This is a genomic window from Mycolicibacterium madagascariense (assembly GCF_010729665.1).
Taxonomy (GTDB): domain Bacteria; phylum Actinomycetota; class Actinomycetes; order Mycobacteriales; family Mycobacteriaceae; genus Mycobacterium; species Mycobacterium madagascariense.
On record NZ_AP022610.1, the window covers coordinates 1,576,355 to 1,599,190 of the forward strand.

The window sequence follows — 22,836 nt, forward strand, 5'->3', positions numbered from 1 at the left end:
CTGAGGGCGACCGCCCGGCGGTCGTCGTGATCTGGGGGTCCCGCCGCCGCATCCGTAGTCGCTCGGCGCCCATGCTGCGGGGCCTCGGCACGTTGAGCCGCGCGCTCAGCTTCGCGTGGCGGCGGTCGCTGCAACTGCGCGTGGTCACCCTGACCATCGGGTTGTCGCTCGCCGTCATCCTCGTCCTCGGCTTCGTGCTGACCAGTCAGATCACCGACCGCATCCTCGAGACCAAGGTGCGGGCCGCGACCGAGGAAATCGAGCGGGCACGGACCACGGTCAGCGGGATCGTCGGCGGCGAAGAGACCCGGTCGCTCGACAGCAGCCTGCAACTCGCCAGGAACACCCTCGTCGACCGCAAGGCGGACTCGGGCGCCGGCCTCGCGGGCGCGTTCGACGCCGTGTTGGTGGTGCCCGGCGACGGGCCGCGGGCGGCGACGTCGGCGGGACCGGTGCAGCAGGTGCCGACCGCCCTGCGCGACTTCGTGAAGGCCGGTCAGGTCAGTTACCAGTACGCGACGGTCACCACCGACGGCTTCTCGGGCCCGGCGCTGATCGTGGGCAGTCCCACGACCCCGTCGTCGTCGCCGGTCACCAATCTCGAGCTGTACCTGATCTTTCCGTTGAACAACGAGGAGAGCACCATCGCGCTGGTGCGCGGGACGATGGCCACCGGCGGCATCGTGCTGCTCGGCCTGCTCGCCGCGATCGCCCTGCTGGTCGCCCGCCAGATCGTGCTGCCGGTGCGGTCGGCCTCGCGCATCGCCGAGCGGTTCGCCGAGGGCCACCTGACCGAACGCATGCCGGTACGCGGCGAGGACGACATGGCGCGTCTGGCGGTGTCGTTCAACGACATGGCCGAGAGCCTGTCGCGGCAGATCACCCAGCTGGAGGAATTCGGAAACCTGCAGCGGCGCTTCACCTCCGACGTCAGCCACGAGCTGCGGACGCCGCTGACGACGGTGCGCATGGCGGCCGACCTCATCTACGACCACAGCGAGGACCTCGAGCCTGCGCTGCAGCGCGCCACCGAGCTGATGGTCAGCGAGCTGGACCGGTTCGAGACGCTGCTGAGCGACCTGCTCGAGATCTCCCGGCACGACGCGGGCGTCGCGGAGCTGTCGGTCGAATCCGAGGACCTGCGGCTGACGGTGGAGAGCGCGCTGGAGAACGTCGGGCACCTGGCCAAGGACGCGTCGGTCGACCTGATCGTGGACATGCCGGCCGAGGCCGTCATCGCCGAGGTCGACGCGCGCCGCGTGGAGCGCATCCTGCGCAACCTGATCGCCAACGCCATCGACCACGCCGAGCGCAAACCCGTCCGCATCCGGATGGCCGCCGACGAGGACACCGTCGCGGTCACGGTGCGCGACTACGGCGTCGGGCTGCGCCCCGGCGAGGAGAAGCTGGTGTTCAGCCGGTTCTGGCGTTCGGACCCCTCGCGGGTGCGCCGCTCCGGGGGCACCGGGCTGGGGCTCGCGATCTCGATCGAGGACGCCCGGCTGCACCAGGGCAGACTCGAAGCATGGGGCGAACCGGGCAAGGGCGCGTGCTTCCGGCTCACGCTGCCGTTGGTCCGGGGTCACAAGGTGACGGCAAGTCCGTTGCCGCTCAAGCCCATTGGGCCCGACCGCCCGCAGCGCAGCCCGGTCCGGGAACGCGAACCCGCGGGGGAGCGCACGTGAGACGCCCGTCGGCGGTGGTCGCGCTGCTGCTGGCCATCGTCCTGGTGCTCGCCGGGTGCGCGGGAGTACCGAGTTCCTCCGCGCCGCAGGCGCTTGGCACCATGGACCGGCCCGCCCCGCCGAGCCTGCCCACCCCGACGCCCGACATGGACCCCGACGTCCTGTTGCGCGAATTCCTCAAGGCCACCGCCGATCCTGCGAACCGGCACCTGGCCGCCCGGCAGTTCCTCACCGAATCGGCGTCCGCCGGCTGGGACGACGCGGGGAGCGCGCTGCTGATCGACCGGGTGGTGTTCGTGGAAACCCGTGGGCCCGATCGGGTTTCGGTGACCATGAAGGCCGACATCCTCGGCTCGCTGTCGGACATGGGGGTGTTCGAGACCGCCGACGGCGCACTGCCCGACCCCGGTCCCATCGAGCTGGTGAAGACGCCCGGTGGGTGGCGCATCGACAAGCTGCCCAACGGCGTGTTCCTCGACTGGCAGCAGTTCCAGGCCACCTACAAGCGCAACACGCTGTACTTCGTCGATCCGACCGGCAAGACCGTCGTCCCCGACCCGCGCTACGTCGCGGTGTCCGATCCCGACCAACTCGCCACCGAACTGGTCAGCAAGCTCGTCGCGGGGCCGCGTCCCGAGATGGCCAACACGGTCCGCAACCTGCTGGGCCCCCCACTGCGGCTGCGGGGCCCGGTGACCCGTGCCGACGGCGGCAAGACCGGCGTGGGCCGCGGGTACGGCGGCGCACGCATCGAGCTGGAGGACCTGTCCACCACCGATCCGCACTCCCGACAGCTGCTCGCCGCACAGATCATCTGGACGCTGTCCCGGGCCGGCGTCAACGGCCCCTACGTCATCAACGCCGACGGGGCCGCGCTCGACGACCGCTTCGCCGAGGGATGGAACACCTCCGACGTCGCGGCGACCGATCCCGGCGCCGATCCCGGGGCGGCCGCCGGGCTGCACGCCCTGCTCAACGGATCGCTGGTCGCCCTCGACGGTCAGCAGGCGCCCAAGGTGCCCGGATCGTTCGGCGACATGCCGGGGCAGACGGCCGCCACCCTGTCGCGCAGCGGGCAGGAGGCGGCGTCGGTGGTCACCCTGCGACCGGGGGCGCCGGACATGGCGTCGTCGCTGTGGATCGGTCAGGTCGGGATGGACGCCTCCCAGGCCATCGACGGTCGCACGCTGTCGCGGCCCAGCTGGTCGCTCGACGACGCGATCTGGGTGGTGGTCGACGGCAACAACGTCGTGCGCGTGATCCAGGAGGCGGTGTCCGGGCAGCCCGCCCGCATCCCCGTCGACACCACCGCGGTGTCCACGAAGTTCCCCGGTCCGATCTCCGAGCTGCAGCTCTCCCGCGACGGCACCCGCGCGGCGATGGTCATCAACGGCGAGGTCATCCTCGCCGCGGTCGAGCAAACCCAGAGTGGGCTCTACGCGCTGACCTATCCCCGGCGGCTCGGCTTCGGGTTGGGGGAGACCGCGGTGTCGCTGTCGTGGCGCACCGGCGACGACATCGTCGTCAGTCGCACCGATCCGCAGCATCCGGTGTCCTACGTCAACCTCGACGGGGTGAACTCCGACGGCCCGAGCCAGAACCTGCTGGCGCCCGTGTCGACGGTCGCGGCCAACCCGTCGACGCTGTACGTCGCGGATCAGCGTGGCGTGCTTCAACTTTCGGGGTCGGCGGCCGAGAACGACCTGATGTGGGCCGAGGTGCGCCCCCTCATGGTGGCGGGCGCGACACCGGTGCTGCCCGGCTGACCACGTCGGTACGGTGGCAACCATGCGGCTAACTGCGGAGGGGGCCTGGGATGCCGGTGGCGTCTCACTCCTGACCGGATGGCTGCCGATCGCGCTGCAGCTGGTCGCGGCGGCGCTGCTGGTGATCGCCGTGGGATGGCGCACGCGGCGGTGGCGCCTGCTGGGGGTGCCCGTGGCGGCCGCGATCGGTGTGCTCGCCGCAGCAGCAACGTATGCGTACTTCGCGGTGACCCGCATCTCCGGGGACCGTTCCGCACCGGTCGCGTTCTGGGCGTGGACGGCGCTCAGCGGGTTCGCGATCGCCGTGCTCGTCCTCGGCTGGCGTCGCACCTCGTGGTGGCGCCGCACGGTCTCGGTGGTGTCGGTGCCCGCGGCGCTGCTGTGCGTCGCACTGGCGCTCAACGTCTGGACCGGCTACGTGCCCACGGTCCAGAGCGGCTGGGATCAGGTGACGGGCAAACCGCTGCCCGGCGAGGTCAGCCTGTCGGCCGCGATGGCGATGCGGGCGCGCGGCCAGAAGCCGCCCGACGGCGGCGCCATCGTCAGGATCACCACGCCCGACACCGCGTCGGGGTTCTGGCACCGCGAAGAGCTGGTCTACCTGCCGCCGGCCTGGTTCACCGCCGATCCGTCGCCGGTCTTGCCCGCCGTGATGATGATCGGCGGTCAACTGGGGACGCCGGAGGACTGGTTCCGCTCGGGCGGGGCCAAGCAGGTCATCGACGACTTCGCCAAGGACCACTCCGGGTTCGCGCCGGTGTTCGTCTTCCCCGACGCGTCCGGGAGCTTCGCCAACGACACCGAGTGCGTCAACGGGCCGCGCGGCCACGCCGCCGACCACCTGACGAAGGAGATCATCCCCACCGTGGTGTCGACGTTCGGCACCAGCCCGGATCGCACCGGGTGGGGCATCGCCGGCTGGTCGATGGGCGGCACGTGCGCCATCACGCTGACGGCCCGCGACCCGCAACTGTTCAGCGCCTTCCTCGACATCGACGGCGACGCCTTTCCCAACGCGGGCGAGTCGGAGCAGGACACGATCGACACGCTGTTCGGCGGCAACGCCGACGCCTTCCGGTCGTTCGATCCGGCCATGGTGATGGCGGCACACGGGCCCTATCCGCCGACGGCGGGCTGGATCAACGTCTCCGACGACATCCCGACCATCTACCGCGCCGGGCAGAGCCACGGGGCCCGCGACCCGGGGCCGCGGCCGTATCCCAGCGATCGCCCGACCATCGCGAACTACCTGTGCGCCGTGGCAAGCAGCAACGGTATCGACTGCTCGGTGGTGAGCATCCCCAGCAATCACGACTGGCCGTCGGGCGGCCAGGCCCTGCGCCATGCCCTGCCGTGGCTGGCGGGCCGCCTCGGCACCCCCGACGTACCCCAGATCCCGCTGCCGGGCGTGCCTCCGACCACCAGCTGACGGCCCTGTCGGTCGGTCGCGGCAGACTGCCCGCGTGCTGCTCGACCTCGTCCTGCCGCGCGAGTGCGGCGGCTGCGGTGCGCCCGCGACGCGGTGGTGTCCCACGTGCGCCTGCGCGCTGGCCGTCTCGTCGGATCACCCCGTGGTGATCACGCCGCGCCTGGACCCCGGCGTCCCGGTGCTGTCCCTGGGCCGCTACGCCGGGCCGCGCCGTGCCGCGATCCTGGCGATGAAGGAGCACGGCCGCACCGATCTGATCGGGCCGCTGTCGGTGGCGGTCGGTGCGGCGGTCACCCGCCTGCTCGACTGGGGCATCGTCGAGGCGCCCCTGACGGTGGTGCCCGCGCCGACGAAGTGGACCTCGGCGCGGCGGCGCGGCGGAGATCCGGTCACCGCCATCGCGCGGGCCGCGGCGGGTGCGCACGTCGGCGTCGATCCCGCCCTGCGACTGCGGGCGTTCACCAGGGACTCGGTGGGGCTGACGCCGGATCAGCGCGTGCGCAACGTCGCGGGCCGGGTGCTGCTGCGCCACGCGGTGCCGGGGGAGGTGCTGCTGCTCGACGACGTCGTGACCACCGGCGCGACGGGCAGCGAAGCGGTACGCGTGCTGCAAACTGCCGGGAGCCGGGTTGCTGCGATGCTCGCCATCGCGCACGCCTGACGCGCCCCGACGGTGACGCCGGGGTCACGACGCCGCCTCGACCGGGAAAATCGTGCGCCGAATGGGTGGCACGGGCAGGTGAACACGGACTACCGTCAGGGCCAACCACCCGTGAATGACTCACGGCGGCGTCGAGAACACCGGCGCCACGTCGCCAGACGAGCGATAGGAGGTGAGCACTCGACACCTTGCGCCGCGGGCCGACGACATCCGGGTGGCCTCGGCGTCTTCCATACCCGCTGCGCGCGCCTTCCGCGCGCTTCCCCGGTTCAAGCCGACGAGGAAACGAGATGCCAAGTATGTCAATGCAATCCGTGGACGCTACCCGTTCGACCGTGATGGACCAGCCCGACGAACCGCACGATGCGCCGAGGGCCGAGGTCGTCGTCAAGGGCCGCAACGTCGAAGTACCCGATCACTTCCGCACCTACGTTTCGGAGAAGCTGGCCCGTCTGGAGCGCTTCGACCGCACCATCTACCTGTTCGACGTCGAACTCGACCACGAACGCAACCGCCGTCAGCGCAAGAACTGTCAGCACGTCGAGATCACCGCGCGCGGGAAGGGCCCCGTCGCACGCGGCGAGGCGTGTGCCGACAGTTTCTACGCCGCGCTCGAGTCGGCGGTGAGCAAACTCGAGAACCGGCTGCGCCGCGCCAAGGACCGCCGCAAGATCCACTACGGCGACAAGACGCCCGTGTCGCTGGCCGAGGCCACCGCGATCACCCCGCCGTTCGACCCCGCGCCGACGCCCTCCGTCGAGGAGGCCGTGGCGCCCGAGGATCACGAACCGGGCCGCATCGTGCGCACCAAGGAGCACACCGCCACGCCGATGAAGGTCGACGACGCGCTCTACGAGATGGAACTGGTCGGTCACGACTTCTTCCTGTTCCACGACCAGGAGACCGACAAGCCCACCGTGGTCTACCGGCGCCACGCCTACGACTACGGGCTGATCCGGCTGGCCTGAGCGGCTCGTCCGACGTGACGGCCGGGCTGGCCCGTGCACACTTCGACCTGGCCAGTCCGGCTGTCACCTACGATGGACCTCGTTTGAAGGGATTCTTAGGCCATCGAGGCCCCATCCAGGCTTAGGGGAAATTAGCGTGCTGTCGAAGTTGCTCCGTCTCGGCGAAGGCCGCATGGTCAAGCGTCTCAAGAGGGTGGCTGAGTATGTCAACACCCTGTCCGACGACGTCGAGAAGCTGTCCGACGACGAACTGCGCGCCAAGACCGAGGAGTTCAAGAAGCGGGTCGCCGGCGGCGAGACGCTCGACGACATCCTGCCCGAGGCCTTCGCCGTCGCCAGGGAGGCCGCCTGGCGGGTGCTGAACCAGCGGCCGTTCGACGTCCAGATCATGGGTGGCGCGGCGCTGCACTACGGCAACGTCGCCGAGATGAAGACCGGTGAGGGCAAGACCCTGACCTGTGTGCTCCCCGCGTATCTGAATGCGTTGTCCGGCAACGGAGTTCACGTCGTCACCGTCAACGACTACCTGGCCAAGCGCGACAGCGAGTGGATGGGCCGCGTGCACCGCTTCCTCGGCCTCGAGGTCGGCGTCATCCTCGGGCAGATGACGCCCGACGAGCGCCGGGTGGCCTACGCCGCCGACATCACCTACGGCACCAACAACGAGTTCGGCTTCGACTACCTGCGCGACAACATGGCCCACACCGTCGAGGACATGGTGCAGCGCGGCCACAACTACGCCATCGTCGACGAGGTCGACTCGATCCTCATCGACGAGGCCCGCACCCCGCTCATCATCTCCGGCCCCGCCGACGGCGCGTCGAACTGGTACGTCGAGTTCGCCCGGCTGGCGCCGCTGATGGAGAAGGACGTCCACTACGAGGTGGACATCCGCAAGCGCACGGTCGGCGTGCACGAGATCGGCGTCGAGTTCGTCGAGGACCAGCTCGGCATCGACAATCTCTACGAGGCCGCCAACTCGCCCCTGGTCAGCTACCTCAACAACGCGTTGAAGGCCAAGGAGCTGTTCGCCCGCGACAAGGACTACATCGTCCGCGACGGCGAGGTCGTCATCGTCGACGAGTTCACCGGGCGCGTGCTGGTGGGCCGCCGCTACAACGAGGGCATGCACCAGGCCATCGAGGCCAAGGAGCACGTCGAGATCAAGGCCGAGAACCAGACCCTGGCCACGATCACCCTGCAGAACTACTTCCGCCTCTACGACAAGCTCGCAGGCATGACCGGCACCGCCCAGACCGAGGCCGCCGAGCTGCACGAGATCTACGGCCTCGGCGTGGTGCCCATCCCGACGAACCGGGAGATGATCCGCACCGACCAGACCGACCTCATCTACAAGACCGAGGAAGCCAAGTACATCGCCGTCGTCGACGACGTCGGCGAGCGCTACGAGAAGGGGCAGCCGGTCCTCATCGGCACCACCAGCGTCGAACGCTCGGAGTACCTGTCCAAGCAGTTCACCAAGCGCCGCATCCCGCACAACGTGCTCAACGCGAAGTACCACGAGCAGGAGGCGAACATCATCGCCGAGGCGGGCCGGCGCAACGCCGTCACCGTCGCCACCAACATGGCGGGCCGCGGTACCGACATCGTGCTCGGCGGCAACGTCGACTTCCTCGCCGACAAGCGGCTGCGCGCCCGCGGCCTCGATCCGGTCGAGACGCCCGACGAGTACGAGGCCGCCTGGGACGGCGTCCTGGCACAGGTCAAGGCCGAAGCCGAGGCGGAGGCCAAGGAGGTCCGCGAGGTCGGCGGACTCTACGTGCTGGGCACCGAGCGCCACGAATCCCGCCGCATCGACAACCAGCTGCGCGGTCGCTCCGGGCGCCAGGGCGATCCCGGCGAATCGCGGTTCTACCTGTCACTCGGCGACGAACTCATGCGCCGATTCAACGGCGCCACCCTGGAGTCGCTGCTGACCCGGCTGAACCTGCCGGAGGACGTGCCGATCGAGGCCAACATGGTGACCAGGGCCATCAAGAGCGCACAGACGCAGGTCGAGCAGCAGAACTTCGAGGTCCGCAAGAACGTCCTGAAGTACGACGAGGTGATGAACCAGCAGCGCAAGGTCATCTACGCCGAACGCCGACTGATCCTCGAGGGCGAAGAGGTCCAGGAGCAGGCCAAGCAGATGATCGAGGACGTCATCACGGCCTACGTCGACGGTGCCACCGCCGAGGGCTACGCCGAGGACTGGGATCTCGCGGCGCTGTGGGATGCGCTCAAGATGCTCTACCCGGTCGGCATCGACCACCGCGACCTCATCGACTCCGGCGCCGTCGGCGAGGAGGGCGAGCTGACGCGCGACGAGCTGCGCGAGGCGCTGCTGGCCGACGCCCGACGGGCCTACGCCGAGCGCGAGGCCGAGCTGACCGAACTCGGCGGCGAGGGTGCCATGCGCCAGCTCGAGCGAAGCGTGCTGCTCACCACGATCGACCGCAAGTGGCGCGAGCACCTCTACGAGATGGACTACCTCAAGGAGGGCATCGGGCTGCGCGCGATGGCGCAGCGCGACCCGCTGGTCGAGTACCAGCGCGAGGGCTACGACATGTTCATGGGCATGCTCGACGGTCTGAAGGAGGAGTCGGTCGGGCTGCTGTTCAACGCCCAGGTGCAGGCGGCGGCGCCCCCGCCCGCCTCGCAGGTCGGCGCCACCGCCGCGCCGCCCAACCTGGCCCAGTTCGCCGCGGAGGCCGCCGCACGTGCCCGCCAGGGCGACGCCGACGGCTCCGTCGCCACGCAGGAGCGGACGCCGCAACCCGCCCCGGCGTTGCGCGTGAAGGGCATCGACGAGGAGCAGTCGCGCCCGATGACGTACTCCGGGCCGGCCGAGGACGGGTCGACCGAGGTGCAGCGCGACGGCGGTGGTGGCGGCAGGCATGCCGCCGGTGGCGGCGGGACGCGGCGCGAACGTCGGGAGGCGGCGCGCAAGCAGAGCCGGAGCGCGTCCAAGGCGCGCCGCGGGTAGTAGACCTCAGCCGATCTGGAGCGCGGTCACCTTCCACTGCCCCTCGAGCAGCTCGACGCGACCCGCGATGGCCCGTGTGCGCGGTCCGCGCGTGTAGGTCGCGAAGACCTCGGCGGCCCGCGTCTCGCCGTCGACGGTGTACGCGGGACGCAGCCGGATCCGCTGCAGGACCGCGGCGCCCGGCGGCGCATGGGCCACCATCGACGCGACCGCGTCGTAGAGGCCCGGTACCAGGAGCGGGCGCAGCTGTGCGACGGGTCGGCGCCGGTTGGTCACTTCAAGCACCCGGCGTAGCGCGGTGTCGGCGAAGACCGCCGCGGCGCGGGGGAGCGGCGGTTCGGCCCGGCGCGGGGTGGCCGCGGCGGGGGCCGGTCGCAGCGTCCGCACCGTGGGCCGTCGCATGGCGGCGGGGGACGGGGTCGGGCACGGTCCGTGCGCGGGCGCGCCCACCGGCGGCGGTTCGTAGTCGATGACCGGCGAGATGGAGGACGTGCGGTGGGCCGGGGGATGCGGTGGGGGCACGGGGTTCTCCAGCGGTTCGAGTCGGAGGGGGCGTCTGCTGGAGAGTGGCTGACCCATCGATGATCCCACGGTCGGCGGGTGAGCCTGAGCACCCGTAGTGCGGCGTCCCAGATTCGCCGGTTACCGTGACGGAGTTCAGACGATGGGCGGGGAGGGGTTCGTGCTGTCATGGTGACGAGACTGTCGGCGAGCGACGCCTCGTTCTACCAGCTGGAGAACACCTCGACGCCGATGTACGTGGGTTCGCTGGCGATCCTGCGCAGACCCCGCAGCGGCCTCAGTTATGAGACGTTGCTCGCCACCGTCGAGCAACGGTTGCCGCAGATTCCGCGATACCGGCAGAAGGTGCGCGAGGTGGCCCTCGGGTTGGCCCGGCCGGTGTGGATCGACGACCGCGAATTCGACATCACCTATCACATCCGCCGCTCGGCGTTGCCGTCTCCCGGCAGCGATGCCCAGTTGCACGATCTGGTCGCCCGGCTCGGCTCACGGCCACTGGACAAGTCCCGTCCGCTGTGGGAGATGTACCTCGTCGAGGGGCTGGCGAAGAACCGTCTCGCGATCTACACGAAGTCGCACCAGGCATTGGTCAACGGCATGTCGGCGTTGGAGATCGGGCACGTCATCGCCGATCGCACGCAGAAGTCACCGGAGTTCGGCGAGGACATCTGGATCCCCGCGCGCGAACCGAGCGACGCCCGCCTGGCGGTGGGCGCCCTCGGCGAGTTCGTCGCCCGGCCGGGGGGCCAGCTGGCGGCGGTCCGCGCGGCCGTCACCGAGACGGGCCAGCTCCTCGATGCCGGCCGCCGGTTCGCCGACGTCGTCAAGACGTTGGCCAGGGGGACCGCTCCGAACAGTCCGCTCAACACGACCGTGTCGCGCAACCGGCGGTTCACGGTCGCCAGTCACCGGCTCGAGGACTACCGCGGGTTGCGGGCGCGCTATGACTGCGACGTCAACGACGTCATCCTGGCGGTGATCGCCGGGGCGCTGCGCAACTGGTTGCTGTCGCGCGGTGAGCCGGTCACGTCGACGTCGACGGTCCGGGCGATGGTGCCCATGTCGGTCTACCCGGAGGCCGAGCTCGACGTGACGGGGCCCGGCCAGGCGATCAGCGAGGTGTCGCCCTTCCTGGTGGATCTGCCGACGGGTGAGGGCAACGCGGTGGTGCGGCTCTCGCAAATCGCCCACGCCACCGAGTCCCATTCGACGGCGGCCAGCCTGGTCGACGCGCGGACCATCGTCACGCTGTCGGGTTTCGCGCCACCGACGTTGCACGCCATGGGAACTCGGGTCGCCACCAGTTTCTCGGCCCGGCAGTTCAACCTGCTGATCACCAACGTGCCCGGCGCGCAGAAGCAGATGTACGTGGCGGGCACCAAGCTGTTGGAGACGTATTCGGTGCCGCCGCTGCTGAACAAGCAGGTGCTCGCGGTCGGGGTGACGTCCTACAACGGCATGCTGTACTTCGGCATCAACGCCGACCGCGACGCGATGAGCGACGTCGACATGCTGCCCACGCTGCTGCGCGAGTCGCTCGACGAGCTGCTCGAGGCCGCGCAGTAGCGTCGTCGCCGCTGCCACCGGTCCTTCGGCGACCAGTACCCTTCACCTGGTGCGTGTCTACATCCCCGCGACTCTGGCCATGCTGCAGCGCCTGGTCGCCGATCAGTCATTGCACGCGCTGAGTGGGACGGCGTTCGCCGTGACGCCGACCCTGCGGGAGTCCTACGCCGAGGGCGACGACGACGAGCTATCCGAGGTCGCGCTGCGGGAGGCGGCGTTGGCGTCGCTGCGGCTGCTGGCCGCCGAGTCCGACGAGCAGGAGCGCAGCGACCGGGGAATCGAGTCCGGGGAGTTGCCGCTGCGTCGCGCGGTGCTCGTCGCCGACGTGGAGGGGGCGACGTCGAGGCCCGACCTCGACGACGCCGTGGTGCGGCTATCGGGCCCGATCGGGTTCGGCGACGTGGTCGCGGCCTACGTCGACAACGCCACCGCGGAGCCGGCCGTGGCGGCGGCGATGGACGTCGTCGACCTGGCCGACCTGGGCGACGAGGACGCCGAACTCACCGTCGGTGACGCCATGGATCACGACCTCGCCTGGTACGCCACCCAGGAACTGCCATTCCTGCTGGAGCTGCTGTGACGGACTGGATACGGTCTCGTAAGTTACGGTACCGTAGGTTGACTCCGCGGGTCCCAGATCTCGGCCCGGAGTACGGACATCGGGGCGAGGACGTCAGGAGCTGTCGTGGCCAAGAACGAGGTCAAGATTGCGGCGAACGTGGCTGACACCATCCGGCCCGCCGTCGCCAGCCGCAATCCCGGTTGGCAGGCGCTGCGCACGATCGCCGGCCGCATCACGACGCCCCTGCTGCCCGACGACTACCTCAAGCTGGCGAACCCGCTGTGGTCGGCGCGCGAACTGCGGGGCCGCGTGGTGGAGGTTCGCCGAGAGACGGTCGACTCCGCGACGCTGGTGATCAAGCCGGGGTGGGGTTTCCGCTTCGACTACGAGCCGGGTCAGTACATCGGGATCGGCGTGCTGATGGACGGCCGGTGGCGATGGCGGTCCTACTCGCTGACCTCGGCTCCGATCACCGGGGGATCGCGCACCATCACCATCACGGTCAAGGCGATGCCGGAGGGCTTCCTGTCCAGCCATCTGGTCGGTGGCGTCACGCCGGGCACGATCGTGCGGCTGGCCGCGCCGCAGGGCAACTTCGTGATGCCCGACCCGGCGCCGGCGTCGGTCCTGTTCCTCACCGCGGGATCGGGCATCACGCCGGTGATGTCGATGCTGCGCACGCTGGCCCGCCGCGATCAGATCGGCGACGTGGTGCACGTCCACTCGGCGCCGACCGACTCCGACGTCATGTTCGCCGACGAGCTGTCCCGGTTGCACGAGGTCCATGACGGCTACCGGCTGACCGTGCGGGCGACCCGGACCGAGGGCAGGCTCGACCTGTCCCAGCTCGATCAGACCGTGCCCGACTGGCGTGACCGTCAGACGTGGGCGTGCGGACCGGAGGGCATGCTCGACGACGCGCAGCGGCTGTGGTCGGCCTCGGGTCGGTCCGAGCGGTTGCACCTCGAGCGGTTCGCCGCGTCGCGTGCGGCCGCGCACGGCACCGGCGGCACGGTGACGTTCGAGCGCAGCGGCAGGAGCGCCACGGTGGACGCCGCCACGTCGCTGATGGATGCCGGCGAGCAGGCGGGGGTCCGGATGCCGTTCGGCTGCCGGATGGGCATCTGCCAGTCCTGCGTCGTCGGCCTGCTCGAAGGCCACGTCCGGGATCTGCGGACGGGTGTCGAACACGAGCCGGGGAGCCGGGTGCAGACGTGCGTTTCCGCAGCGTCCGGCGATTGCGTGCTCGATGTCTGAGGTTTACTGACTAGTAACCTACGGGAACGTAGGTTACCGTAGAGTAATCAATGAAAGGAGGCTGACCGATGGCAATCACAGACGTACCGGAATTCGCACATCTGACGGACGCGGACATCGAGAATCTGGGCAACGAACTCGATGCGATCCGCCTTGACATCGAAGACTCCCGCGGGGAACGCGACTCGAAGTACATCCGGCGCACCATCGCCGCCCAGCGCGCGCTCGAGGTGACGGGCCGACTTCTGCTGGCCGCCGGCTCCAAGCGCTCGGCGTGGTGGGCGGGGACGGTGTCCCTCGGCGTGGCCAAGATCATCGAGAACATGGAGATCGGCCACAACGTCATGCACGGCCAGTGGGATTGGATGAACGATCCCGAGATTCACTCCTCGACGTGGGAGTGGGACATGAGTGGGTCGTCCAAGCACTGGCGGTTCACCCACAACTTCATGCATCACAAGTACACCAACATCCTCGGGATGGACGACGACGTCGGCTACGGCGTCATCCGCGTCACCCGTGATGCGAAGTGGAAGCCGTTCAACCTCTACGGCAACCTGCTCTTCAACACGCTCCTGGCGATCGGCTTCGAGTGGGGTGTCGGGCTGCAGCACCTGGAACTCGGCAAGATCGCCAAGGGCGGCGACGACCGCGCCTCGACGCTGATCCGCGTGCGGGAGTTCGGCGTCAAGGCGGGCCACCAGATCGTCAAGGACTACGTCGCCTACCCGGCGTTGACGTCGCTGTCGCCGGCGGCCACCTACGGGTCGACGCTGAAGGCCAATGCGATCGCGAACGTGATCCGCAACGTCTGGGCCAACGCGGTGATCTTCTGCGGGCACTTCCCCGACGGCGCGGAGAAGTTCACGAAGACCGACATGGTGGGCGAGACCAGGGGTCAGTGGTATCTGCGCCAGATGTTGGGGAGCGCGAACTTCGAGGCGGGCCCGGCGCTGCGCTTCATGAGCGGCAACCTGTGCCACCAGATCGAGCACCACCTGTACCCGGATCTGCCCAGCAACCGGTTGCACGAGATCGGTGTGCGCGTGCGGCAGATCTGCGACAAGTACGACCTGCCCTACACGACGGGCAATTTCGCGGTGCAGTACGGCAAGACGTGGCGGACCATCGCCAAGTTGTCGTTGCCGGACAAGTATCTAAAGGACACCCGCGACGATGCGCCGGAGACGCGCAGCGAGCGAATGTTCGACGGGCTCGAACCCGGTGAACGCCGCGGGCTGAAGTCCGCCATCGCGGCCGTCCGCGCCAAGCGTCGGACGCCACGCACCTAAGCCGCCGAAACTGCGGGGAGATCACGGTTCCAGACGAATCCGTGATCTCCCCGCAGTTTCGCGGTCGGGGTCAGTCGGGGATGTAGTCGAACGTGTCGGGGTTGGGCCCCGTGCGTCCGTCCTCGCCCCTGTCGAGTGCGGTCAGCGCGTCGACGTCGTGCTGGCTCAGCTCGAAGTCGAACAGCGCGTAGTTCTCCTCGATTCGCTTGGGCGTCACGGACTTCGGGAACACGATGTCACCGCGCTGGATGTGCCAGCGCAACACCACCTGGGCCGGCGTCCGGCCCGCCGCTTCGGCGATCTGCGTCACGACGGGGTCGTCGAGCACCTTGCCCTGCGCGATCGGCGACCATGCCTCGACGGCGATGTCGTGCTCGGCGCAGTACGCGCGGACCTCCTCGTTGACGAAGTACGGGTGGACCTCGATCTGGTTGACGGCGGGAACGGTGTCGCTCTGGGTGGCCAGCCGCTCGAGGTGGTGCACCTGGAAGTTGGACACGCCGATGCTCTTGGCGCGGCCGTCGCGGCGGAACTCCTCGAGCGTCTGCCACGTCGAGACGAAGTCGCCGCCGTAGCGGGTCGGCAGCGGCCAGTGGATGAGGAACAGGTCGACGTAGTCGAACCCGAGCTTGCTCAGCGTCTCGTCGAAGGCCTTGCGCGCCGCGTCGGGTTCGTGGAAGCCGTTGTTCAACTTGCTGGTGATGAAGACGTCGGCGCGGTCGATGCCGGAGTCGCGGATGCCCTGCCCGACGCCCGCCTCGTTCTGGTACATCTCGGCGGTGTCGATGTGGCGGTACCCGATGTCCAGCGCGGTCTTGACGGCGCCTGCGGTCTCGTCGGGATCGATCTGGTAGACCCCGAACCCGAGCTGCGGGATCGAGTTGCCGCTGGTCAGTTCGATCGTCGGTATCTGGCTCATGAATTGCTCTCCTTGTCCGTTCAGCGTTGGCAGCGTGCCCAGTCCGCACGGGACGCAAACGGCGGCGACGCGCCGGTGCTACCCGCGGTCGTCCTCGCCCATCGCGGTCAGGAGACGGCGCGCCGCCACGACACGGTCGGCCGCGTGACCGGTGAGCTCGTCGAGTGCGCAGTCCGGGTCGGCGGGCGGTCCCATGTGGCCGCATCCGCGCGGGCAGTGCTCGATGGCCTCGGCGAGGTCGGAGAAGGCCATCATGACGTTGGCCGGGGCGATGTGGGCGAGGCCGAAGGACCGGATGCCCGGGGTGTCGATCACCCAGCCCGAACCGTGCAGCGGCAACGCGACCGACTGCGTCGAGGTGTGCTTGCCCTTGCCGACGCCGGACACCACCCCGACCGCGCGATGAGCATGGGGCACCAGGCGATTCACCATCGTCGACTTGCCGACCCCGGAATGGCCCACCAGCACCGTCGACTTCCCCTCGAGCAGGTGCACCACCGTGTCGAGGTCGTCGTCGCGGCCCGCGGACACGACCTGCAGGTCGAGTCCGGCGAACTGCGCGGCGAACGGTTCCGGGGGCGCGAGGTCGGACTTCGTCAGGCACAGGATCGGCACCAGGCCGCCGGTGTAGGCCGCGATCAGCGATCGCTCGACGAAGCCGGTGCGCGGCGGGGGATCGGCCAGCGCGACCACGATCAACAGCTGATCGGCGTTGGCGACGACCACGCGCTCGGTCGGATCGGTGTCATCGGCGGTGCGCCGCAACACCGTTCGCCGCTCCCCGCGCCGCACGATGCGGGCCAGGGTGTCGGGGGTGCCGGTGAGGTCGCCGACGACGTCGACCTCGTCGCCGACGACGATGGGCGTGCGCCCCAATTCGCGGGCGCGCATCGCGGTGACGCGATGGTCGGGATCGCCGCCGAGCGCGCAGCCCCACCGGCCGCGGTCGACGGTGACGACCATGGCGGCCTTGGCGTCGGCGTGCTCGGGGCGGGTCTTGGTCCGCGGTCGCGAACCTCGGCCCGAGCGCACCCGGACGTCGGATTCGTCCAGGTAGTCACCGGGTCTCAAGCGCCTGCTCGCGGGCGCAGCATCGCGGCCCACATGCCGGGGAAGTCGGGCAGTGTCTTGGCGGTCGTGCCGATGTCCTGCACCTCGACGCCCGGCACCCGCAGGCCGACGATCGCGCCCGCGGTCGCCATCCGGTGGTCGGCATAGGAGCGCCAGACCCCGCCATGCAGCGTCGTCGCGGTGATCGTCAGGCCGTCCGCGGTCTCCACGCAATCCCCACCGAGACCGTTGATCTCGGCGGTGAGCGCCGCCAGGCGGTCGGTCTCGTGGCCCCGCAGGTGCGCGATGCCGGTCAGGTGCGACACCGATCCCGGGGTGGCCAGCGCGGCGAGCGCCGCCATCGACGGGGCCAGTTCGCCCACCGCGTGGAGGTCGGCGTCGAAGCCGTGGTAGCTCGCCGGGCCGGTCACGCCGAGGTGCGAATCTCCTTGACGCACAGTCGCTCCCACGGTGGCGAGCAGGTCGATGATCGTGTCGGCGGGCTGCACGCTGACCCGCGGCCATCGGCCGATGCGCACGGTCCCCGCGGTGACGATCGCGGCGGCCAGGAACGGCACGGCGTTGGACAGGTCGGGCTCGATGGCCCAGTGTCGCGCGGCGATGGGACCGGGCCGGACGCGCCAGCGGTTGTGCTCGGAGTCGTCGACGACGACGCCGGCGTCGCGCAGCATCGACACCGTCATCGCGACGTGCGGCGCCGACGGCACGGACTCCCCGGTGTGCACCACGGTCAGACCGTCGTCGAAGGTCGCACCCGACAGCAGCAGCCCCGAGACGAACTGCGACGACGCCGACGCGTCGATGTGCACCGTGCCCCCGGCCACCGAACCCTTGCCGTGCACCAGGAATGGCATCGCGTCGCCGTCGACCGCGACGCCGAGGCCGCGCAGACCGTCGAGCAGGGGAGCGATCGGGCGGGCGCGGGCCTGCTCGTCGCCGTCGAACGTGACGGCCTGCCCACCGAGCGCGGCGACCGGAGGGACGAAGCGCAACACCGTCCCCGCGAGGCCGCAGTCGACGCGGGCGTCGGGCGCCGGGGCGATCGTGCCGCTGACCGTCAGCTCGGTGCCGTCGCCGTCGAGCGTCACGCCGAGGGTCCGCAGCGCATCGATCATCAGGTCGGTGTCGCGGCTGCGCAGCGCGCCGGTGACGGTCGAGGTGCCGTGCGGCGTGGCCAGCGCGGCCAGCACCAGCGCGCGGTTGGTCTGAGACTTGGAGCCGGGCACCTCGACGTCGGCGTGCACGGGCGTCGTCGTCGACGGCGCCTGCCAGTTCTGCATGGCGTCCATCCTGCCCTGTCGGCCCCTTCTGCCACCATGGGTGGCATGTGTGGGCGATTCGCGGTGACGACCGATCCGGCGCTGCTCGCAGAGAAGATCAAGGCGCTCGACGAGGCGACGGCGGCCGAGCAGAAGCCGGTGGAGCCGAACTTCAACGTGGCGCCGACGACGACCATCACCTCGGTGGTCAGGCGGCACGCCGAGCCGGAGGACGAGCCGACGCGGCGGGTGCGGTCGATGCGGTGGGGTCTGGTGCCGTCGTGGGCGAAGACCGGGCCCGACGGTGGCCCCGACACCAAGGGTCCACTGCTGATCAACGCCCGCGCCGAGACCGTCACGACGTCGTCGGCGTTCCGCGCCTCGGCCAAGGGCAAGCGCTGCCTGGTCCCCATGGACGGCTGGTATGAGTGGCGCGGCGAGAAGGGCGCCAAGACGCCGTTCTACATGTACGGCGAGGACGCCGAGCTGTTGTTCATGGCCGGTCTGTGGTCGACCTGGCGGCCCAAGGATGCACCGAGGGACGCCCCGCCGCTGATGAGCTGCACCATCATCACGACCGAGGCGGCGGGCCCGCTGGCCGAGATCCACGACCGCATGCCGCTGACGATCAGCGAGCGGGACTGGGACCGCTGGCTCGACCCCGACGCCCCCGTCGACGACGGGCTGCTGAAGGGTCACGGCGACCTCGACCGCATCGCAGTCCGCCAGGTGTCCCGCCTGGTGAACAGCGTCCGCAACAACGGTCCCGAGCTGATCGAACCCGCCGAGCCGGAACCCGAACAGGCCACGCTGCTGTGAACCATCCGCTCCACGCGGCCGGTGTCGTCGATGCGCTGGCCGTGGATCTGCGCAGCGCCGGGTACACCACCGACGGCGTAGCGCGTCTGCTCGGCGCCGATGCCAATGCGGCGTTCAGTCGCGGGTTGCAGTGGTCGGCGCTGCGGGCCACCGCCCGGGCCACGCCGGCCGACCTGCGGCTGGCGGTGCTGGTGCGGCTGTTCCTGCTCGGCACCGACGAACCGACGAACCGGGTCGCGCTGGCGCTGCCCACGGTGGGTGTCGACGCGCTGCTGGCCAACGGCGTCGTCGAGCGGGCCGACGGGGGTTCGCTGCGCGCACTGCTCGACGTCCGCCCGCACGGTGACGGGGTGCGGGACTTCCTGGTGGTGTCCGATCAGGATGCCGCGATGCGCCAGGGGCCCGTGCAGCACGATCACGTCCTCGGCATCGGCGGCGCGTCGGTGACGCTGGCCTACGCCGTGGTGCGGTCCCCGGTCGGGCGCGCGCTGGACGTCGGCACCGGCTCCGGCGTCCAGGCGGTGCACCTGTCGGCGCACTGCGAGGAGGTCGTCGCCACCGACACCAACGAACGGGCGCTGGCGCTCGCGGCGGCGACCGCGCGGCTCAACGGCCTGCGGTGGGATCTGCGTCGCGGCAGCCTGTTCGAGCCGGTCGCGGGTGAACGCTTCGACCTGGTCGTGTCCAACCCGCCGTTCGTGGTCGGCACGGGCGCCCTCGACTACCTCTACCGTGACTCCGGGATGGTCGGAGATGCGTTGTCGCAGAGGGTGATTGAAGAGGTCGGCGACTACCTCGAGCCCGGTGGCACCGCCCAGGTGATGGCCAACTGGATCGTCCGCCGCGGGGAGGACTGGCGCGACCGGGTGCACGGCTGGCTGGCGGGGACCGGGCTGCACGCGTGGGCGGTGCAGCGCGAGTTCGCCGACCCGATCAGCTACGTGTCGCTGTGGACCTCCGACGCCGGCGAGCGCCCCGAGGACGCAGCCCGCCGCGGTGGGCAGTGGCTGGACTGGTTCGATGACGAGGGCGTGGCGGGCGTCGGCATGGGCATGATCACGGTCCGGGCGCCGCGCCGCGGCGAGACGCGCCCACCCGACCAGGTGCTCGAGCAGATCACCGGCGAGGACGAGGGGCTGACCGGACCCGAGGTCGAGGCGTTCTTCGCCCGCCGGGAGTACCTGCACGACACCGGCGACGCGACCCTGCTGGCCGCCACGCTGTCCACGGCGCCGGTGCTGCTGGAGGAGCAGTCGCTGCCGGGGGCCGACGGCTGGCAGGTGGTCGGCGCGTCCGTGCGGCGGCCCGGCGGCCCCGGCGCCGTGCTCGGCGTCGACGAGGTGTCTCGCGCGCTGCTCGCGGGCTGCCGCGGGGAGGTGCCGCTCGGCACACTCATCGAACTGTTGGCCGCCCATCACGGCGTGGACGCCGATGCGCTGGCCGAGGCGGCGCTACCGGTCGTACGAGAGGCGATCGGACGCGGAATCCTCTACGAGGCAACGTGATTGGCTCATCGGCACGCGCCGCGTCACCGGCTAGGGGCCGGTGTAGCCGGGCGGGTTGGGGTCCTCGACCCACAGGTCGACGCCCAACTCCGAGCCGGGTACGCAGTCGTAGACCGACAGGTCGGTCACGCCGGATTCCACCAGGACGTCCTCGCACAGCACCGCGTTGCCGGTGTACTCGGTCGCGGGCTTGGTGACGATGACGTACGCCGCGTCGGCGTAGACCTCGGGCTTGCGGGCGCGGGCCATCGCCTCGGCGCCGCCGAGCAGGTTCTGCACCGCCGCGGTGGCGACCATGGTTCGCGGCCACAGGGTGTTCGACGCGATGCCGTCGGCCCGCAGCTCCTCGGCCATGCCGAGGCCGCACAGCGTCATCCCGTACTTGGCCATCATGTACGCCGTGGGCTTGAGCCACTTCTGGTCGAGCAGGATCGGCGGTGACAGCGTGAGGATGTGCGGGTTCTCGCGGCCCACCATGTGCGGAATGCAGGCCTGCGACACGGCGTAGGTGCCGCGCACGTTGATGCCGTTCATGAGGTCGAACCGCTTGAGGGGGACCTCGGTGATCGACCCGAGGTTGATGGCCGAGGCGTTGTTGACGCAGATGTCGATGCCGCCGAACTGTTCGACGGCCTGCGCCACGGCGGCCTGCACCGATTCGCCGTCGCGGACGTCGCCGAGGATGGGCAGCGCCTGCCCGCCGGCTGCCTCGATCTCCTTGGCTGCGGTGTAGATCGTGCCGTCGAGCTTGGGGTGCGGCTCGGCGGTCTTGGCGACGAGCGCGACGTTGGCACCGTCGGCGGCGACGCGCTTGGCGATCGCCAGCCCGATACCGCGGCTGGCCCCGGAGATGAACATGGTCTTTCCCTTGAGCGACATGGTCCACACCCTAGACAGCAAGGATGTCGGCAGTCACCGCGTTGGTCAGACGGACGAGGTCCTGCGGCGCCAGCGACACCTCGAGGCCGCGCTTTCCCGCGCTGCAGAGCACGCGATCCCACGCCAGCGCCGAGTCGTCGACGACGGTCGGCAACCGCTTGCGCTGGCCCAGGGGAGAGATGCCTCCGATGACGTATCCGCTGGAGCGTTCGGCGGCGCTGCGGTCGGCCATCTCGGCGCGCGACACGCCGAGCGCCGCGGCCGCCGCCTTGAGCGACAGCTGGTAGGGCACCGGCAGGCAGGCGACGGCGAGCCCCGTCGGGATGGCGATGACCAGCGTCTTGAAGATCTGGTCGGCGCTGACGCCCGCACTCGCGCCGAGGTGGGCGACGGCCTCGTCGCCGAAGGCGTCGGTGCGCGGGTCGTGCTCGTAGCGGAGCACCTCGTGGGCGACGCCGGCGGCGACGAGCACGCCGATCGCCGGGGTCGCTGCGCTGGGCACCGGGTCACGATAGCGGCGAACGCGCGGGGAACAACCGCGGCCGTGCCTGCTGTTGTGAGCTGGTACGGGTCGCCGAAGACGACCGTGTCGGGATCAACCACTAGGATCACTGAAGGGAGACACCCCGGTGCCAACGCTCTGCCTGGAACGCCCGGTCTACGTGCCGGCCGCGTTCGACGGCGCCGCGAGAGAAGGGACGGTGTCGATTCAGATGACCGACCTCGACGGTGCAGTGGCCGCCGCGCCCGAAGATCCTGCCGTGGAAACCGACGCCGAACTCACGGCACGATTCGAGCGCGACGCGATACCGCTGCTCGATCAGCTGTACGGCGGCGCCCTGCGGATGACGCGCAACCCCGCGGACGCGGAGGACCTGCTGCAGGAGACCATGGTCAAGGCCTACGCCGGGTTCCGCTCGTTCCGCGCGGGCACCAACCTCAAGGCGTGGCTCTACCGCATCCTGACCAACACCTACATCAACAGCTATCGCAAGAAGCAGCGCCAGCCGGCTGAGTACCCCACCGAGGAGATCACCGACTGGCAGCTGGCGGCCAATGCGCAGCACACGTCGACCGGGTTGCGCTCGGCCGAGGTGGAGGCGATGGAGGCCCTGCCGGACACCGAGATCAAGGCGGCGCTGCAGGCGCTGCCCGAGGAGTTCCGGATGGCGGTCTACTACGCCGACGTCGAAGGGTTCCCCTACAAGGAGATCGCCGAAATCATGGACACTCCCATCGGGACGGTGATGTCCCGGCTGCACCGTGGACGCAAGCAGCTCCGCGAACTGCTTGCCGACGTCGCCAGGGACCGCGGCTTCGTCCGAGGTCCGCGGCTCGACGAGCCCGAGGAGGTGTCCTCGTGAGCGACGACGCCGTACGCCCCGACGAATACACCTTCCGCCCGCCGGTCGGCCCCGTCGACCCCGACCACCCCGAATGCGCCTCGGTGATCGCAGAGATCTGGACGCTGCTCGACAACGAGTGCCCCACCCTGGAGACCCGCGACAAGCTGCGCCAGCACCTCGAGGAGTGCCCGACGTGCCTGCGTCAGTACGGCATCGAGGACCGGGTCAAGCGGCTCATCGCCACCAAGTGCAGCGGTGACCGGGCGCCGGAATCCCTGCGGGCGCGGCTGCGCATCGAGATCAGCCGCACCACGATCATCAGCAGCTAGCCAGCACGAAAGAAG

At 70.1% G+C, this 22,836-nt stretch carries 20 protein-coding genes; 14 read left to right on the forward strand and 6 right to left on the reverse strand.

Features of this window, described 5'->3' with window-relative positions; all coding sequences use genetic code 11:
- Positions 1-26: 26 nt before the first annotated feature.
- The 6 genes from mtrB (at position 27) to secA (ending at position 9,495) form a co-directional block, all read left to right on the forward strand.
- Positions 27-1,685, forward strand: coding sequence for an MtrAB system histidine kinase MtrB (gene mtrB, locus G6N60_RS07420; protein ID WP_163734655.1), 1,659 nt, complete (start codon positions 27-29; stop codon positions 1,683-1,685).
- Positions 1,682-3,451: an MtrAB system accessory lipoprotein LpqB gene (gene lpqB / locus G6N60_RS07425; RefSeq protein WP_179969659.1), complete on the forward strand. Its 1,770-nt coding sequence runs from the start codon at positions 1,682-1,684 to the stop codon at positions 3,449-3,451. The genes mtrB and lpqB overlap by 4 nt, the downstream gene beginning before the upstream one ends.
- 22 nt (positions 3,452-3,473) lie before the next feature.
- The gene (locus tag G6N60_RS07430) at positions 3,474-4,880 is read left to right on the forward strand and encodes an alpha/beta hydrolase (RefSeq protein WP_179969660.1); all 1,407 of its coding nucleotides are present in this window, start codon (positions 3,474-3,476) and stop codon (positions 4,878-4,880) included.
- 37 nt (positions 4,881-4,917) lie between these two features.
- On the forward strand, positions 4,918-5,541 hold the full coding sequence (locus G6N60_RS07435; RefSeq protein ID WP_163743610.1) for a ComF family protein: 624 nt from the start codon (positions 4,918-4,920) through the stop codon (positions 5,539-5,541).
- 299 nt (positions 5,542-5,840) lie between these two features.
- Entirely contained in the window at positions 5,841-6,509 is a 669-nt protein-coding gene (hpf, locus tag G6N60_RS07440) for a ribosome hibernation-promoting factor, HPF/YfiA family (RefSeq protein WP_163734658.1), read from the forward strand.
- A gap of 136 nt (positions 6,510-6,645) precedes the next feature.
- The gene (gene secA / locus G6N60_RS07445) at positions 6,646-9,495 is read left to right on the forward strand and encodes a preprotein translocase subunit SecA (protein WP_163734661.1); all 2,850 of its coding nucleotides are present in this window, start codon (positions 6,646-6,648) and stop codon (positions 9,493-9,495) included.
- A gap of 6 nt (positions 9,496-9,501) precedes the next feature.
- On the opposite strand, the gene G6N60_RS07450 is transcribed toward secA, so the two are convergent.
- On the reverse strand, positions 9,502-10,074 hold the full coding sequence (locus G6N60_RS07450; protein ID WP_220100360.1) for an Rv3235 family protein: 573 nt from the start codon (positions 10,072-10,074) through the stop codon (positions 9,502-9,504).
- Between the two features lie 111 nt (positions 10,075-10,185).
- Between G6N60_RS07450 and G6N60_RS07455 the strand changes: the two genes are divergently transcribed.
- The 4 genes from G6N60_RS07455 (at position 10,186) to G6N60_RS07470 (ending at position 14,694) form a co-directional block, all read left to right on the forward strand.
- Positions 10,186-11,583, forward strand: a complete 1,398-nt coding sequence (locus G6N60_RS07455; RefSeq protein WP_163734665.1) for a WS/DGAT/MGAT family O-acyltransferase — start codon at positions 10,186-10,188, stop codon at positions 11,581-11,583.
- A 46-nt stretch (positions 11,584-11,629) separates the two neighbouring features.
- Positions 11,630-12,163, forward strand: a complete 534-nt coding sequence (locus tag G6N60_RS07460) for a DUF6912 family protein (protein ID WP_163743614.1) — start codon at positions 11,630-11,632, stop codon at positions 12,161-12,163.
- 105 nt (positions 12,164-12,268) lie between these two features.
- Positions 12,269-13,402: a ferredoxin reductase gene (locus G6N60_RS07465; protein ID WP_163734668.1), complete on the forward strand. Its 1,134-nt coding sequence runs from the start codon at positions 12,269-12,271 to the stop codon at positions 13,400-13,402.
- Positions 13,403-13,470: 68 nt separating this feature from the next.
- Entirely contained in the window at positions 13,471-14,694 is a 1,224-nt protein-coding gene (locus G6N60_RS07470; RefSeq protein WP_163734671.1) for a fatty acid desaturase family protein, read from the forward strand.
- 70 nt (positions 14,695-14,764) lie between these two features.
- Here the strand turns inward: G6N60_RS07470 and G6N60_RS07475 are convergent, their stop codons facing one another.
- The 3 genes from G6N60_RS07475 to aroA all read right to left on the reverse strand — a co-directional run bounded on the left by G6N60_RS07475 (position 14,765) and on the right by aroA (position 17,964).
- Positions 14,765-15,613 carry an aldo/keto reductase gene (locus G6N60_RS07475; RefSeq protein ID WP_163734674.1) on the reverse strand — a complete coding sequence of 283 codons (849 nt, stop codon included), beginning with the start codon at positions 15,611-15,613 and terminating at the stop codon, positions 14,765-14,767.
- A gap of 78 nt (positions 15,614-15,691) precedes the next feature.
- On the reverse strand, positions 15,692-16,684 hold the full coding sequence (gene rsgA, locus G6N60_RS07480) for a ribosome small subunit-dependent GTPase A (protein WP_163734677.1): 993 nt from the start codon (positions 16,682-16,684) through the stop codon (positions 15,692-15,694).
- Positions 16,681-17,964: a 3-phosphoshikimate 1-carboxyvinyltransferase gene (aroA, locus tag G6N60_RS07485; protein WP_163734680.1), complete on the reverse strand. Its 1,284-nt coding sequence runs from the start codon at positions 17,962-17,964 to the stop codon at positions 16,681-16,683. Before aroA ends, rsgA begins: the two co-directional genes overlap by 4 nt.
- Before the next feature lie 45 nt (positions 17,965-18,009).
- Here aroA and G6N60_RS07490 point away from each other — a divergent pair, with 45 nt between their 5' ends.
- Positions 18,010-18,762 (forward strand): SOS response-associated peptidase, encoded by a 753-nt coding sequence (locus G6N60_RS07490; protein WP_163734683.1) that lies wholly within the window; start codon positions 18,010-18,012, stop codon positions 18,760-18,762.
- Entirely contained in the window at positions 18,759-20,267 is a 1,509-nt protein-coding gene (locus G6N60_RS07495; RefSeq protein WP_163734685.1) for a DUF7782 domain-containing protein, read from the forward strand. Before G6N60_RS07490 ends, G6N60_RS07495 begins: the two co-directional genes overlap by 4 nt.
- 30 nt (positions 20,268-20,297) lie before the next feature.
- Here the strand turns inward: G6N60_RS07495 and G6N60_RS07500 are convergent, their stop codons facing one another.
- Both G6N60_RS07500 and G6N60_RS07505 read right to left on the reverse strand, forming a co-directional pair.
- Positions 20,298-21,146 (reverse strand): SDR family oxidoreductase, encoded by an 849-nt coding sequence (locus G6N60_RS07500; protein ID WP_163734688.1) that lies wholly within the window; start codon positions 21,144-21,146, stop codon positions 20,298-20,300.
- A 10-nt stretch (positions 21,147-21,156) separates the two neighbouring features.
- A complete protein-coding gene (locus G6N60_RS07505; RefSeq protein WP_163734715.1) occupies positions 21,157-21,648 on the reverse strand; it encodes an aminoacyl-tRNA deacylase in 492 nt (163 codons plus the stop codon).
- Positions 21,649-21,859: 211 nt separating this feature from the next.
- Here G6N60_RS07505 and G6N60_RS07510 point away from each other — a divergent pair, with 211 nt between their 5' ends.
- Both G6N60_RS07510 and rsrA read left to right on the forward strand, forming a co-directional pair.
- Entirely contained in the window at positions 21,860-22,510 is a 651-nt protein-coding gene (locus tag G6N60_RS07510; RefSeq protein ID WP_170312587.1) for a sigma-70 family RNA polymerase sigma factor, read from the forward strand.
- Positions 22,507-22,821, forward strand: coding sequence for a mycothiol system anti-sigma-R factor (rsrA, locus tag G6N60_RS07515; RefSeq protein WP_163734719.1), 315 nt, complete (start codon positions 22,507-22,509; stop codon positions 22,819-22,821). Before G6N60_RS07510 ends, rsrA begins: the two co-directional genes overlap by 4 nt.
- Positions 22,822-22,836: the final 15 nt, after the last annotated feature.

Excerpts from the sequence above, each read along its gene's own strand:
- G6N60_RS07500 (WP_163734688.1), bottom strand. The coding sequence starts at position 21,146 with ATGTCGCTCAAGGGAAAGACCATGTTCATCTCCGGGGCCAGCCGCGGT.
- G6N60_RS07475 (WP_163734674.1), bottom strand. The coding sequence starts at position 15,613 with ATGAGCCAGATACCGACGATCGAACTGACCAGCGGCAACTCGATCCCG.
- G6N60_RS07510 (WP_170312587.1), top strand. The coding sequence starts at position 21,860 with ATGACCGACCTCGACGGTGCAGTGGCCGCCGCGCCCGAAGATCCTGCC.
- G6N60_RS07455 (WP_163734665.1), top strand. The coding sequence starts at position 10,186 with ATGGTGACGAGACTGTCGGCGAGCGACGCCTCGTTCTACCAGCTGGAG.
- G6N60_RS07450 (WP_220100360.1), bottom strand. The coding sequence starts at position 10,074 with ATGGGTCAGCCACTCTCCAGCAGACGCCCCCTCCGACTCGAACCGCTG.
- G6N60_RS07490 (WP_163734683.1), top strand. The coding sequence starts at position 18,010 with ATGTGTGGGCGATTCGCGGTGACGACCGATCCGGCGCTGCTCGCAGAG.
- G6N60_RS07430 (WP_179969660.1), top strand. The coding sequence starts at position 3,474 with ATGCGGCTAACTGCGGAGGGGGCCTGGGATGCCGGTGGCGTCTCACTC.
- aroA (WP_163734680.1), bottom strand. The coding sequence starts at position 17,964 with ATGCAGAACTGGCAGGCGCCGTCGACGACGACGCCCGTGCACGCCGAC.
- G6N60_RS07470 (WP_163734671.1), top strand. The coding sequence starts at position 13,471 with ATGGCAATCACAGACGTACCGGAATTCGCACATCTGACGGACGCGGAC.
- hpf (WP_163734658.1), top strand. The coding sequence starts at position 5,841 with ATGTCAATGCAATCCGTGGACGCTACCCGTTCGACCGTGATGGACCAG.